Source organism: Meridianimaribacter sp. CL38, assembly GCF_004328055.1.
Classification (GTDB): domain Bacteria; phylum Bacteroidota; class Bacteroidia; order Flavobacteriales; family Flavobacteriaceae; genus Gaetbulibacter_B; species Gaetbulibacter_B jejuensis.
The window spans coordinates 464063-480026 of the sequence record NZ_QKWS01000003.1; the positions used below are offsets into that span (position 1 = coordinate 464063).

Below are 15964 nucleotides of genomic sequence, written 5' to 3' on the forward strand. Positions count from 1 at the left end.
TTAATGATGATGATATTTTGATCCAGTGTTACCTCTTAATCTATCAAATTGCTTGTAAGCATTATCTACACGTTGCTTTGGCGCTTTTTCAAATTCTTTTTCGGTAACTTTATATTGTTGTTGTAATTCGGCTAAACGTGTTTTTAGTTTTGTTTCAATCTCGTCGTAATTTTCGTCATCGATAAGGTTAGTTAACTCTTTTGGGTCGGTTTGTAAATCATATAATTCCCACTCATCAATATCGTCATACACGTGAATTAATTTATAACGATTGGTACGAACACCATACATTTTTTTAACCATATGGAATGCTGGATAATCGTAATAATGGTAGTAAACCGCATCTCTAAAATCTTCATTATTTTCAGTACCATCTAATAAACCTGCAAAGGATTTTCCTTGCATATCATTAGGAATATCAACATCTGCAAAATCTAAAAAGGTTTCAGCAAAGTCTAGGTTTTGCGTTAAACCTTCAACAACAGTTCCTGGTTTAATTTTTTCAGGATATTGGATTAATAATGGCATTTTTAAAGATTCTTCATACATAAAACGCTTATCAAACCATCCTTTTTCGCCTAAATAAAAACCTTGGTCAGACGTGTACACAACAATGGTATTTTCGGTTAAACCGTTAGCATCTAAATAATCTAATATCTTCCCGATACCTTCATCTACAGAAGCTATCGTTGATAAATATTCTTGCAGATAACGTTGTCCTTTCCATTCGGCTAGTGCTTTGCTTGATAAGTTAGCATCGTGAAAAGCATCATTTTTTGGTTGATAGGCTTTATCCCAAGCAGCACGTTGCTCTGGTGTCATTCGTTCAAAATCGGTTTTCCAAGGATTCCAAGCCAATTCTGGACTGCCTTTTTTCTTGGTCATTTTAAGGTCGTGACCTTCGTACATATCACGATAAATTGTCTGTAACTGCTCTTTTGATGCAGTTGAATTTTCGTGCTTTGTAAAATACGTATCAGGTAACGGAAATTGAACCGAATCGTACTTATTAACGTGACGTAAGGCTGGCATCCAATTACGATGTGGCGCTTTGTGATGCACCATTAAAAAGAAAGGTTGGTTGCTGTTTTTCTTTTCATCGATGTAATCAATCGCGTAATCTGTAATTAAGTCGGTTGCATAACCTTTAACCACAGTTGTATCTGGTAACTTGGTTGTCCAATGCGCAGTAGTATCAATATGTTTTTTGTTGATGTGAATCGTATCTTGAATCTTAATAAACTGAGGATTGTAATAATTACCTTGGTCGTTTAAAATATTCCAGTGGTCAAAACCTTCAGGATAACCGTGTAAATGCCATTTACCGACAATTGCAGTATTGTAACCTGACTCTTTCAATAATTTTGGAAGCGTTTGTTGTGAACCATCAAAACGGTCGCCATTCATTCTAAATCCATTAACGTGACTATGTTTTCCTGTTAACACTACAGCACGACTTGGTCCGCAAATGGAATTGGTACAAAAGTTATTTTTGAAAATCGCACCGTTTTTTGCCAATCTATCAATGTTTGGTGTTGGTGCCAGTTGACCAATAGGATGACCATACGCGCTTATGGCTTGCGCTGCGTGGTCGTCTGCCATTATGTAGATGATGTTTGGTCGTTTTGAGTTATCAGTTACATCGGTGTTGACAGCTTCTGACTTGTTTTCTTTGCAAGACTGAAGCACTAATAATGAAATTAATATGAAAGGAATGTATCGCACTACTTTTTAGTTTTTATGATTTTTGTTTGAACAACCTCATCGTTAATTACAGTGCGCTCAAAAAAGTTGAACACTATATCTAATTCTTCATAAGGAATTCTTGAAATTTCGTGACGTGCTTCTTTGACAATATTGAAATAGAAAGACGTTTCAAATTCCTCTAATTTATCAGCAATAATTTTAGAACCATCTAGCATTATATAACCGTCTTTTGTTGGTGCGCAATAATGGTGTGGCGCATTTCCGTAAGGTACCAGTTGGTCTTTTGTACCGTGATACAACACAGTTGGTACAGCATTTTCTGGCGTCATATAACTTGCATCTACAATAGCACCAGCGCAAGAAAAAGCACCAGCAAATTTTACATTGCTATACGCTTCGGCATTATCTACAAAATACTCGCGCATAAAAACTGCATTTAGGATACCTTCAGCACCAGCACTACTTCCACCAGCAATGATTTTTGTAGTATCGATTTGAAGCTCGTTAGCGTGTTCAACCACATATTTTGCAGCATCCATATAATCGATAGCAGCTTGTTTAAAGGTCTCAAGCTTTTCGTCCTTACTACAATCGCAACCAAAACCTGTTTTTGTACCTTTTCTTAGCAAACGGTACGAAATGGAAATACCAATATAATTCTGCTCTTTCGCTGCATATTTTACTAAATTTTCATCGTCTATATAATCTCTATGGCCAACTGCAAATCCGCCACCGTGCATCCAAAGCAATACAGGTAACGTGTCTGTTTTTTTGATGTTTTCTGGCGTGTAAACATCTAGCTTTAATGTGTCTGTTCCTTTGATGGAATACGTGTAAGTCGCTTTGTTTTGTGCCGAAAGTGTTAACACAAAAAAGAATATAAATACGTTTATTACTAATTTCATTTAGTCTAGTTTTTCAATTAAAATGCCGCTAATTACAGGTAACCCTTCAATAGCGTTGAGTTTTAAAGTTAGTCCTTTTTTTGTTTGAATATTTGCCTGTAACGTTACACCATATTTTTCTGGATAGGCTTGGGCTAAATTCAATTGCTTTTCGATTAGTATATCGTTAATATACACATCAAAAATGCGTTGTGTTTTATTACTTTCTGATGTTTCTTCTGAGAGGTTATAAATGTTTTCAGTTGGCTTAATTTGTGGTTCTACGAAGTATAATTTAATGTTGTAATTGCCTTCAGGAACGTCCAGTTGATATTCTGTGCAACCTTCTAATAAGTTTTGAAATAATGGCTCTGCACCTGTGTTTTTAATATTATGTGGCAAACCTTGATTTTTATCTTTGGTCATCCCATAAGCTGAACCATCTTTATATCCAAACCATCCTTTTTTATATTCTTGGTCTGGTACAAATGTGATGTTTTGTGCTTCATCATAAAAGTTAAAATGCGCACCTAAATTGATGCCAAAGCGTTTGAAATTTTTAAAATCAAAAGCTTCAATACGATTGACTTGCATTGTTTTTTCTTCAGAAAAATTTTCAGTTGAAACTCTAATAGAATTATTACCATTTTGGAAAGGCACATCAATAGAAACAACACCGTTTTTCACTTTAAAATCACATAAACTTTTACCATTCAAACTGACATTAACGTCATTTTGATTAGAATATATTTGAATAGGAAATAGTTCCTCTTCAAACAAAGTTATTCCTTCTAAATAATCTGTTGCGATATGTATGAATGGTTTTTTATCGTCTAAAACCGATTTGTACCAATAGTAAATGTCTTTTGGTGTTCGGTCGTATTGCACCAGTCCTTTTTGGTTAACGTGCGGAATAGCATCGCCACGAAATTCTGAACCAAAATCGGCAAAATTCCAAGCTGTCATTCCTGTCATAAACGGTCTTTCTGTAATCTGTTTGTAATACGATTGATGCAGTTTTGCTTGATAATTGGTAGAAAAATCGAATTTTTTAGGTGTTTTGGTAAAAATTCTAACATCTGCACCAGGACCATATTCCGACAACAATAACGAGCGTTTTGGAAAACGTTGATGTTGCTGGTCTAAGAATTTACCTAAATCTTCAATTTGTGCATCGTACCAACCAAAGTACAGATTCCAACCAAATAACATTGGTAAGTCTGCGATACCAGTGTCGTTATAAACTTCGTTTAAATGACCAGCCATAACTGTAATATGGTTTGGCGCCAATTTTCGAGTTAAATCTTCTAGCTGGTTAGCGAGTTTTAAAGTCGTTGTTTTTAGAGCTTCTTTTTCTTTATCCGATGATTTTTTATCAAATGCCAATCGCAGAAAAATTTCATTCATATACCCAAACATTACTACACTTGGGTAATTGTAATATTGTTTGATGTGCTCGTTTTGCATTGTATGTGATACCTCAAAAAAGGTTTCAGAATCGGTCACTTTATTTACTATCGGTATTTCTGTCCATACCAAAATACCAAGTTCATCACAAAGTTTATATAGTTCTCTAGAATGCGGATAATGTGCAAAACGTATCACATTTGCACCCATATTTTTAATAAGATGAATATCTTGTTTTTGTAGCTCAATTGGTACTGCATTGCCATAACCTTTATAATCTTGATGGCGATTTACGCCAATTAATTTTATTGGTTTGCCATTTAGAAAAAAACCTTTTTCAGGATCTACAGTTGCCCAACGAAAGCCTAAATTAGATTGTTTTTGGTCTAAAACCGTTCCGTTTTTATCACTTAAGGTTAGTTGTAGTTTGTATAAATACGGATTGTCTGGCGACCATAATTTGGGGTTTTTAATTTCAGGAAACTTGACCTTAACGGTTTCAGTTTTATTGGATTTTAAAGTTAATCCTTGATGTTCTTCTCTAATACGTTTTCCTTCGGCATCAAAAATTTCAAGATATAAATGTGCATCGGTTTTGGTTTCAAAGTTATCTATCAATATATCAACTTTTACACCAGCTCTGTCGTTGGAAACGCTGTAATAATTGACATAAAAACCATCGGATGTAAAATCCTTTAAACTAAAATGCTGTTTTGGGACTTTTATCAATTCCACATCACGATAGATACCACCATAGAATGTAAAATCTGCATCAAGAGGTGGAATGTTGTCGTTGTGAGAATTATCGACTTCAACTTCAATTAAATTATAAGCATCAAAGTTTAAAAGCGACGTAATTTCAACATTAAAGGCTGTGTAACCACCTTTGTGATTGGTGGCTTTTTTTCCATTAATAAAAACGGTTGCTTCTTGATTTACAGCATTAAATTTTAAATAAAATATCTGGTCTTTATCTTGAGAAGACACATAGATTTGCTTCTTGTAATAGCCTAAACCACGACGGTAACCAGATTCATCGTCAAAAGCATCTTTATCATTCCAAGTATGTGGAATGTTGACGGTCTGCCATTGGGTTTTATTTTCAGAATACTGCCAACCCGAATTGATGGTTTTTGATAAAGAAAAACACAAAAAAGGGAAAGCCACACATAATATGAGAGAAAGGGGAAGCGTCTTATATTTAATGTGTGGCATCATAGTTAGCTATTAGTCTAAAAGTTTGAATGAATTTTCAAGTGCGACATCAGAGTTTGTTCCGATAGCTACTTGGAATTCACCAGATTCTGCAACAAAATCTAAATTAGAGTTGTAGAATTTTAAGTCTTCAACCGAAATTTTAAACGTTACTGTTACAGTTTCTCCCTTTTTAATGAATACTTTTTGGAAGCCTTTAAGCTCTTTTACTGGTCTTGTTACACTACCAACTAGGTCTTTTATGTATAACTGTGCTACTTCTTTTCCGTCGTAATCACCAGTATTTGTAATATCTACCGAAACATTAATTGTATCGTTTTGAGACATTGATGTTTTATCTAGTTTAAGCTCGCTATACTCAAAAGTGGTGTAGCTTAATCCGTAACCAAAAGGATATAAAGGTTCGTTACGAACATCTAAATAATTGGTTTTGAATTTTTCAAAATGACCTTCGTCGTTTCCTAATGGACGACCTGTATTTTTGTGATTGTAGAATAACGGAACTTGACCAACATTTCTTGGGAATGTTGCCGTTAATTTTCCTGAAGGGTTAACATCACCAAACAACACATCTGAAATGGATAAACCAGCTTCACTACCAGGAAACCAAACATTAAGGATTGCCGGAACGGTTTCACTCTCTTCAACTAACGTTAAAGGTCTACCTGTAAACAGTACTAAAACAACCGGTTTTCCTGTTTTTAATAAGGCTTGTAATAAATCTTTTTGTACTTGCGGAATGCCTAAATCTGTACGACTACTACTTTCGCCACTAAACTCAGCAGACTCACCAATAGTAGCTACAATAACATCAGATTTTTTAGCGATTGCTAAAGCCTCATCAAGCATTTGCTGATCGGTTCTTCCATCTCTTGGGATATCTTTACCGAACATTGTAGCGCGCTTTTCTAAGTCTAAATCATAATCTACGTTACTTCCTTTGGCATATAACAAATTAGCATCGTTACCAACGGTTTGTTGTAAACCGTCCCAAACTGAAATAGAACTTTTATGATCTGTAGATACAGACCAAGTCCCAGCCATATTACTATTAGCTTTAGCTAACGGACCAATAACAGCTATAGTACCAGATTTTTTTAATGGTAAAAGCTGATTATCATTTTTTAATAATACTGAAGATTCTGCACCAACAAGACGTGCATAATCTCTATTTTCTTGTGTGTAGGTTTCATTTTTAGCACGTTCTTCACTACAATATTTGTAAGGATCGTCAAATAAACCCAATTGATATTTTGCGGTTAACACACGTGCAACAGCAGTATCAATATCTTCCACAGAAATTCTACCTTGGTCTAAAGCACCTTTTAATGCGTGTGTAAAAGAGGCTTTAATATTTGGCGAATCACCAGCCATATCCATATCTAACCCAGCTTTTAATGCTAGCGAGGTTACATCGTATTCGTCACCCATTCCGTGTGCACGCATTTCGTAAATGCCTGTATAATCAGACACTACAAAACCATCAAATCCCCAATCATCACGAAGTAAATCGGTTAATAACCATTTGTTTCCAGTTGCAGGAACACCATCAATCTCGTTAAACGATGCCATTACAGAGCCAACACCTTCGTCTACAGCAGCTTTGTAAGGCGCTAAATATTCGTTATACATACGAATACGACTCATATCTACAGTATTATAATCTCTACCTGCTTCTGGCGCACCATATAATGCAAAGTGTTTTACACAAGACATTAAGGTATTATTTGCAGCCATATCATCTTGCTGATAACCACGAACCATAGCGCGAGCTATAGCACTACCTAAAAAAGGATCTTCACCATTTCCTTCGGAAACGCGTCCCCAACGTGGATCGCGAGAAATGTCTACCATTGGTGAAAAGGTCCAGTTAATACCGTTTGCACTTGCTTCATTAGCTGCAATTTGTGCTGTTTTTTCAATCATTTCCATATCCCAAGAGGCAGATAAACCTAAAGGAATTGGGAATGTGGTTTTAAAACCGTGAATTACATCCATTCCGAAAATAAGAGGAATACCTAATCGGCTTTTTTCAACTGCTATTTTCTGAACTTCGTAAATATTTTTTGGATCTTTAATATTAAAAAGACCACCAATTTTTCCGTCTTCAATCTTTTTTACAACATCAGTACTTTTTGAAGAACCTGTTGTAATTGGGCCTGTAGCAGGAAGATTTAACTGACCAATTTTTTCATCTAAAGTCATTAATCCGATAATGGAATCTACTTTAGCTTGATAAGGATTGTCAGTATTTTTCGATTTTATTTTATTGCTATTGGTGTTGCACGATACAGCGGTTAGTAAACCAAAACCAATTGCAAGGGATTTTATGTTAGTAAGTTTAAGCGTTGTCATTATTATTTTTTTGATTTAGAGAAAAGCCATGTTAATAATCCAGGTTCTGCAAAAGCAGGATCCCAACTATTGTGGTTTGCATCTGAGTATAAAGTGAAATTTGGTTTTCCGCCATTTTCTAGAATAGCATTAACCATTTTCATTGAGCCTTTTGGGTCTATAACATCATCGTTTGCACCGTGAAACACCCATAATTCCACCTTAGTAGCGTAATTTTTAGTTAGTTCAGCATTACCGTCACCGCAAATGGCAAAAGCAGCAGCAAACATATCTGGTTGTCTTGATAGAATTTCGAATGTTCCCATGCCTCCCATAGACAATCCACCAACATAAACTTTGTCTGTATTTACATAGTCTTTGCTGGTAACGTCTTGCATTAAATCTATAACCAATTGCATTGGTGTTGTCGCTTCTTTATCTTTAGGAAAGATTAACTTTCTTGGAAAAGATGATCGGTCTACATCCGCATTAGACCAAAAACTTTCTTTAGGACACTGAGGAAAAATTACTATTGCAGGAAATGCACCACGATTGGTTTTGTCCGCAAATAATTTGCTTCCGTGTGCTAGTTGTCTTTGGTTATCATCACCACGTTCACCTGCACCATGAAGAAATAATACCACAGGATATTGTTTTTCTTCTGAAAAATTTTCGGGATACATAATACGGTACTTAAGCGTATCTCCATCTTTTATATGTTTCCTCTCTTTAAATACATCTTTTTGCGCAAATGCTAGTGAAGTAATTAGTAGCAGACAAAAAGTAATTTGTGTTTTAATGTGTTTCATTTTAGTTGGTTTAATAGGTGAATCCTAGTGTATCTAATCCGTTTTGTACGTCTTCGTTTTGCATAAATAAATTCCATAGCAACCCAGTACGATAATTTTCTATCATAATAATTTGTGGACCTTGATCAATTGCCAAATAGCGCTCAGTCACCCAATTATATTGTGGATTAAAAGCATCATAAAAACCAGCTGGTCCCATTAAATCGTTATTGTAGAAATAATGCATTGCTGCTAATGATTTCTCAGGCGTGTATGGAATAGAACTCACAGCTGCTGTTGGCGAAATTGTACCGTTATCATTTTCTGGTTCGTGAGCAGAATAACCTACAGAACCATCGGAATTACGACTATAACTTGCTGTTAATCCCCAACAATCTGGACCATAATCGGCAAAGTTATGAGGGTTACTAACACAATGCTGATAATTAATATTGGTATGATTAACATTTAAGTTCCAATAGTTAGCATACTGGTCGTTTAGGTTTGAAGGGTTTAATCCTAAGTATGAATAATGTGCCCAAAACAAAGGACCAGTCCCTGAACCTGCATGATCTAATATCAGTGGAATACTATATTGACTTAATGAAGACACAATACTTCCACTACTTGCCCATCCTTGATGGTATACATCTGAAGAAATTGCATAGTCAGGTGATGCAGCACCAAGAATAAATGCTATTAAAGTTTCATTATAACCTTTCAATTCTAGGTTTATGGCAAACTCATTAGTTGGACTCCAATGCCATAGTAATTTATTTTGGTTATTAGTATACCAATCCCACTCGACACCTTTCCAAAGCGCATCAGCTTGGTTTGCTAAAGCTTGTTCTTCAGTTGTTCCGTTTTTAAAATATTCTTTTACGCAAATTAAGCCTTGAGCAAAAAATGCTGTTTCAACAATATCTCCTCCATTATCTTGCGTACTAAAAGGAATTGTAGCTCCTGTTCCATCATCTATCCAATGTGACCATGCTCCATGAAAACGATCAGCATTTTCAAAGAAATTGAGTATTTGTGTTAGACGTTGTACACCTTGAGTTTGAGAAATATAATTACGCTCTATACCTACCAAAATAGCCATAAGTCCAAAACCACTTCCGCCAGTTGTAATTACATTTTGACTGTCTGACGGATTGTTAGGATGGTAACGTTCTTTAGCTGCACCAGAATTAGTACCAGCATAATCCCAAAAATACTTGAAGGTTTCTCGCTGCGTTAAATTCATTATTTGATCATCAGTTAGAGGATTAACTACAACAGGATCATCATCTGTTGGTACTTCGTCATCTACAGGATCATTAGTTTCTTGATATGTAGATTCATCGCTAGAACCGCAACTAAAAAAAATTAATAATAATATAAAACTGAATATCTTCATTTAGCTTTTGTTTTCGTATTTAAAACCTAGTTTTTGTAAACCGTTTTGCAGGTCTTTATTTTTCATAAATAAATCCCAGAACAAACCTGTTCTGTAATTTTCAATCATTACTGGAATTGGACCTTGATCAATTGCCAAATATCTTGGCACGTACCAATTATGTTCTAAACTAAAAGCATCATAAGGACCATATTTACCTACCAAACTATCGTGGTTTTTATAAAGGTTTTTAAGCATTTGCATACTCTCTTTTGGTGTGTAAGGAAAAGAGGATAACGCAGCTGTTGGTGATACTACACCTAGATCGTCTCCAGGTCTATGACCTGCGTAACCTTTTACGGAATAGCTTGAGGTAAATCCCCAAATATCTTTTCCGTAACCTTTGTATTTTTTAGGGTTATCTATAGCGTACTTGTAATGTATTTTAGCGTGATTTTGAGTCAGTTTCCAGTAATCTCCAAATTGATCTGTAAGACCATTTGGATTTAAACCTAAGTATGAATAATGTGCCCAAAATAGAGGACCTATTGGTGCATCGCTATGTTCAAAATAGTCTAAAACTAATTCTTCATCATAATATGAATCTTTGGAAACAATAGCTCCGTTTCTTGCCCAACCTTTTTCGTAAGCTTCTTTATTAATTGGATACGTTGGTGATGCTGCTGCAAGCACATACATAATTAGGCATTCGTTATAACCGCCTACAGGAAAATTCATTTCCCAACCGTATTCTGGCGACCAATGCCAATACAAGACGTCTTCACCTCCTTTGGTATACCAATTCCATTCAACTTCTTTCCAAAGTTTATCTATTTTGGCTACTAATTGTTGCTCTTGTTTGTTTCCGTCTTTGAAATATTCAGAAACGGTAAGTAAGCCTTGTATTAAAAATGCTGTTTCAACTAAATCTCCTCCATTATCTTTCTTACCAAATGGATACATTTTTCCTGTTTCACCATCTATCCAATGAGACCAAGCACCATGAAAACGATCAGCTTTTTCAAGGAAGTTTACAATTTTAGTGTATCTATTGAACGCTTGTTCTCTAGTAATCCAACCACGCTCAACACCAACCAAAATTGCCATAAGCCCGAAACCACTTCCTCCAGTTGTAACCGTATTTTTTGGTGATGAAGGGTATTTATCATCCATATGAATACGTTCTCTTGCCAAACCTGAATTAGGTTCTGCACCATCCCAGAAGTAATTGAACGTCTGATATTGAATAGTGTCTAACAGTTGATTTTCGGTTAATTCAACTTTAGTATTATTAGCTAAAGCTAACTCAGAGTTTTCTTTGTTTTCGGTATTGTTTTTACAGCTAAAAATCGACAAAAGAATAGCTGTCAAAACAAAAATTTTATTTTGATGGATTGATTTCATTAGCAAAGTTAGAATAAGCTTTAGCTACATTTATTAAATGCAGCTAAAGCAATAAAGACTAATTCAAAGATTTCTACACGCTATTAATCATAGGTGTTTTAGGTCATTTTTAAATTTGTATTACCAACCTGGATTTTGAGTCATTTCAGGTGTTTGAATCAACTGAAGGTCTGGGATAGGGAATAACTCATGTTTTCCTACAACAAATGTTTTACCATCTGCAGCCATAGCGCTTTGCGCTTGACCAGTTCTTACTAAGTCAAACCAACGGTCGTGTTCAAAAGCTAGTTCTAATCTTCTTTCTTTCCATACATCGTTAAATGTTGGAGAATTGATTGGAGTAAGGTTAACTCTATTTCTAACTCTGTTTAGAGGTGTTGCTGCATCTTCCCCTACATGTAAAGCTGCTTCTGCTTGAATTAATAATACATCAGCATAACGAAGAATTCTAACATTTTTGTCTCCATCACCAGCTCCAGCATTAGCGCTTGAGTATGCTTTTTCATTATACATTGGGTTTTCAGCTGCAGCACTAACCTGTCTTCCATCCCATAGTGTTTCTCCGGCAAAGATTATTGTAGCATCTCTACGAATTACATCTCCTTCAGCATTAAAAGCATTTAAAAGATTTTGAGAAGGCGTGTTGAAGCCCCAGCCCCAACCTCCAGTACCTCTAGCACCTTGAGTTTGAGAATATTGTTGTACACCGTGAGCAATTGACTCACCTCTAGCTTGAACTTCAAAAAGTGATTCAACTCCGTTTTCTTGAGAAGCTCTCCAGATTTCTTCATAATTAGGGTGAAGGTTATATTGTGGATCTGTTGCAACTATTGTTGCCATATTATAAGCTTCTTGCCATTTTTCATGGTACATGTATACTTTAGCTAATAACCCTTGAGCTGCTCCTTTTGTTGCTCTACCTAAATCTGAAGCACTGTATTCACTCTTTTCAGGTAGCATATCGATTGCGTCTAATAAATCTTGCTCTATAAACTCGTATACATCATTTTTAGGTTGACGTACAACATAATCAACATGTTGTAAAGGCACATCTCCAAAAGAACGTACTAACCAAAAGTAGTTTAATGCTCTTAAAAATTTAGCCTCACCAATTAGTCTGTCTCTATACGACTGATCAGTTAATCCAAAGTTTTCAGTATAGTTAATAGCAATACTTGCTCTACCAATACTTTTATACCAATGTTCCCACATAGATCTAATTGAAGGTCCTGTAGTTGTATGCTCTAATGCATCTAACTGGTGTTTATCAGTACCTGTATCAGAAGCAGAACTACCTTTATCAGCGTTATCAGAAATAATTTCAGTAATTCCTAAATAAGAGAAAGCGTAATCCCAATCTGTTAGCATTCCGTATATACCATTTACCATTTGCTCTGGTGGTATAGCTTCACCAATATCAGCTGCATCAATTTCAGCTCTACTGTCTACATCTAAATAATCATCACTACAGCTCACTATCATTAATAATGAGGATAGTAGTATTCCAAATTTTATTTCTTTTAGTTTCATAATTCGTTTTTTTTATAATTCAATGTTAACACCAAATAAAAATGTTTTAAGGTTTGGATAAGCAGACAGCTCTATACCTGATGTATTTGCTGCACTACCTCCTGCTCCTCCTACTATTTCAGGAGTGAATCCTGTATATTCAGTAAACATAAAAGGATTTTGCGCTGTTGCATATATTCTTAAAGAATTTACTCCGCTTACAACATTTTTCAATGTGTAGCCTACAGTAATATTATTAATTCTGAAAAAGTCTCCGTCTTCTAGGTAATAGTTAGATGCGTAAGAGTCTCTGTTTGCTCCTGGATTAGTATTTGTAGATCCTTCTCCATTCCATCTTGTGTTATACACATTTGCAGTAATGTTCTCTCCTCCATTAATTCTAGTTCCTTTTAATCCATTGTAAACTTTATTTCCTCCAGCTCCATAACCTTCAACAATTAAATCAAAGTTTTTATAATTGAATCCTAAGTTAAGACCGTAAGAAAACGTTGGTAAGTATGTTCCAAAAAACTTTTTATCCTTATCATCAATAACACCATCTTCGTTTTGATCTTTGTAGCGTAAGTGACCTGGTAAAGCTCCTGATATACTAGCATTGTTATTTATTTCATCTTCGTTTTGCCAAACACCTTCTACTTCGTACATCCACCATGCATATAATGGTTGTCCTTCTTCTAATCGTTTAGTTATTTGTCCATTTCCTAAACTTCCTCCAACTTGTCCATCATAAGCAGATTTTACATTTTCAACTCTGTTTTTATTAGTTGAGAACACTGCACCAATGTTATACGAGAAATCTTCTCCAATGTAATCTTTCCAACCTAGGTTAATCTCGATACCCTTGTTTGATACTTCTGCTCCATGATCGTAAGAGCTTAAAGAACCTTCGGTTGTATATATTGGCGTTACTAACAATACTGCATTTTCAGTATTTCTGTCATAATAGTTAAATTCAAAATCTAATCTGTTATCTAATGCACTTAGGTTAAAACCTGCATTTAACTCCTCAGTCACCTCCCATGAAATTGGGAATGTTTCAGCTCCAAATGCTGCTCCAAATGCCAAATCTTGATTTGCTCCAAACACGTAGTTAACACTGTTACTACCTGCACTAGTTGTTATTGTTGTTTGGTTAAATGGTACTCTAGAGTTACCTACACGCCCCCAACCTGCTTTTAATTTTAGGTAATTGATTGATGGCACATTAAAAAACTCTTCGTTAGATAATGCCCAACCTAAACTTACTGCTGGGAAATTGTCATAATACTCTTCGTTATTATCGTTTCTAAAGTTACTAGAGCCATCTCTTCTTACATTTGCTTGGATGTAATATTTTTCATCATAATTATACATTACTCTACCAAAATAAGACTGCTCTCTTGTTGGTGTAGTATAAAACTGGTTTACAACTTTTTCATATCCATCGTCCGCAAAGTTTATGCTCCAATAGTTTTCTTGTAATGGCACACCGTAACCAGTTGCATTCATTGTGTACACATCGTTTCTTTGTCCTCTTGAAAGACCAACAACAGCATTTACATTATGTACACTATTAAAGGTTTTATCGAAAGTTAAAAAGCCTTCTACGTTATATCTATAACTTTCAGAGTTTTGATAAAACAAGCTATTGTCTGCCCATGATACTACTGATGGGTTGTTATCTTGATTAGTTTGAAACTCCTCATCTGTTCTAGTAGGGTCTCCTGCTAACCATTGACCTCTTGTATCATTAAATGCTCTTGACTTGTTAAACGATTTTGTAGCAGTATATCTAGCCGAAGCTTTTAAGTAATCTGTAATCTGTAAATCTGCTTGAATACTTCCTTGTAAGTCTGTAGTATTGTTTTTTTCATTTGCAAAATCAACAGCCATAATTGGGTTACCTGTAGAGTTTAATCTGTCAATAATTTCTCCTGGGTTTCCTAAGTAAGTTGCAATACCAGTTGATTGATTCCAAAACGATTGACCATATTGTCCTGTTTCATAATACACAGGAATTACAGGTGCTTGTCTATAAGCTGCATTAAATGCTCCAAATGGTTTTGGGAAAGACCTGATAAAAGATGCACTAATATTTGAAGATATTTTTAATCGATCATCAAATAACTCAATGCTATTGTTTGCTCTTAGAGTATTACGGTTATAGTCATCATTATCTAAAATACCATCTTCATTATAATTGTTGAAACTAAAAAAGTAGCTAATATCGTCACTTGCTCCTGAGATAGCTATGTTGTTAGAGTTACTAAACCCTATGTCAGTTAATTCATCATACCAGTCGGTATCATGAGGTTGATTTGGTGATAAAAATGCTGTTTCACCAATAGCTACTTGATTTTCATTAAAATATCTAACATATTGACTAGAGTTAGCCATTTCAACTGGGTTTAGCATTGACTTAGCTCCATAAAAAGAAGATAATTCAATTTTCATCTTACCTTGTTTACCCTTTTTTGTTGTAATAATTACAACTCCATTAGCAGCATTCATACCATAAATACTTGCTGATGAAGCATCTTTAAGTACATCAAAAGACTCAATATCTGCAGGGTTTATATTGGTAATACTGTTAACTTGTACACCATCTACTACATATAAAGGATCATCACCTCCTGCTGCAGTACCAATACCTCTAATAATAATATTAGGTTGACTACCTGGAGCATTAGTATTTACAATATTAACACCAGTCATTTTACCTTGTATTGACTGTAAGGCGTTAGCAGCTGGTTGTTTTAATAATTCGTCACCAGATACACTTGCAATTGCACCAGTTACTTCTTTTCTGGTTTGTGTTCCATATCCAATAACTACAATTTCTTCTAAAGCTTCAACATCATCGGCCAAAACAACATTTAAAGTTGTTTGACTACCAACTGTAATTTTTTGTGTTTTAAAGCCTATGTAGCTAAATTGCAACACCTCACCTGGTGCTACACTTATGGTATACCTACCATCTAAATCGGTGGATGCTCCTCGATTTGTACCATCGACAATAACACTTACACCTGGCAATGGTAATCCATCACTTGCAGCGGTCACTTGACCATTTACTTCTATTTGTTGACTCCATGAGACAAGAGAGAAAAATAAAAGTAATAATAAACTGAATTTAGTTTTCATAAATTAATAATTAGAATGAGTTAGTTTTCGACTTCTAAATTAATAATCTAAGCGTTTGACGAAATAGTGTTGTTTACATTTTAATTACGCCATTTGAATTAACAAAAGTGAAACTCCGCTTAAAATCAACGTTTGACGTACTTTAAATTTACAAAGAAGTACGCTAAAAGACTAACGAAAACGATAAATGACGT

At 35.1% G+C, this 15964-nt stretch carries 9 protein-coding genes; all 9 read right to left on the bottom strand.

Going from position 1 to position 15964, the window contains the following annotated elements; genetic code table 11:
- The gene (locus DMZ43_RS09985) at positions 1-1725 is read right to left on the bottom strand and encodes a sulfatase (RefSeq protein WP_131507905.1); all 1725 of its coding nucleotides are present in this window, start codon (positions 1723-1725) and stop codon (positions 1-3) included.
- Positions 1725-2612 (bottom strand): alpha/beta hydrolase, encoded by an 888-nt coding sequence (locus tag DMZ43_RS09990; protein WP_131507907.1) that lies wholly within the window; start codon positions 2610-2612, stop codon positions 1725-1727. Before DMZ43_RS09990 ends, DMZ43_RS09985 begins: the two co-directional genes overlap by 1 nt.
- Positions 2613-5216: a glycoside hydrolase family 2 TIM barrel-domain containing protein gene (locus tag DMZ43_RS09995; RefSeq protein ID WP_131507909.1), complete on the bottom strand. Its 2604-nt coding sequence runs from the start codon at positions 5214-5216 to the stop codon at positions 2613-2615.
- A 9-nt stretch (positions 5217-5225) separates the two neighbouring features.
- Positions 5226-7568, bottom strand: coding sequence for a beta-glucosidase BglX (gene bglX / locus DMZ43_RS10000; RefSeq protein WP_131507911.1), 2343 nt, complete (start codon positions 7566-7568; stop codon positions 5226-5228).
- A 2-nt stretch (positions 7569-7570) separates the two neighbouring features.
- Positions 7571-8356 (bottom strand): prolyl oligopeptidase family serine peptidase, encoded by a 786-nt coding sequence (locus tag DMZ43_RS10005; RefSeq protein ID WP_131507913.1) that lies wholly within the window; start codon positions 8354-8356, stop codon positions 7571-7573.
- Between the two features lie 10 nt (positions 8357-8366).
- Positions 8367-9734 carry a glucoamylase family protein gene (locus DMZ43_RS10010; RefSeq protein ID WP_131507915.1) on the bottom strand — a complete coding sequence of 456 codons (1368 nt, stop codon included), beginning with the start codon at positions 9732-9734 and terminating at the stop codon, positions 8367-8369.
- A complete protein-coding gene (locus DMZ43_RS10015) occupies positions 9735-11117 on the bottom strand; it encodes a glucoamylase family protein (RefSeq protein ID WP_131507917.1) in 1383 nt (460 codons plus the stop codon).
- 120 nt (positions 11118-11237) lie between these two features.
- Entirely contained in the window at positions 11238-12647 is a 1410-nt protein-coding gene (locus tag DMZ43_RS10020) for a RagB/SusD family nutrient uptake outer membrane protein (protein WP_131507919.1), read from the bottom strand.
- 12 nt (positions 12648-12659) lie between these two features.
- Positions 12660-15770 (bottom strand): TonB-dependent receptor, encoded by a 3111-nt coding sequence (locus DMZ43_RS10025; RefSeq protein WP_131507921.1) that lies wholly within the window; start codon positions 15768-15770, stop codon positions 12660-12662.
- Between the last annotated feature and the right edge of the window lie 194 nt (positions 15771-15964).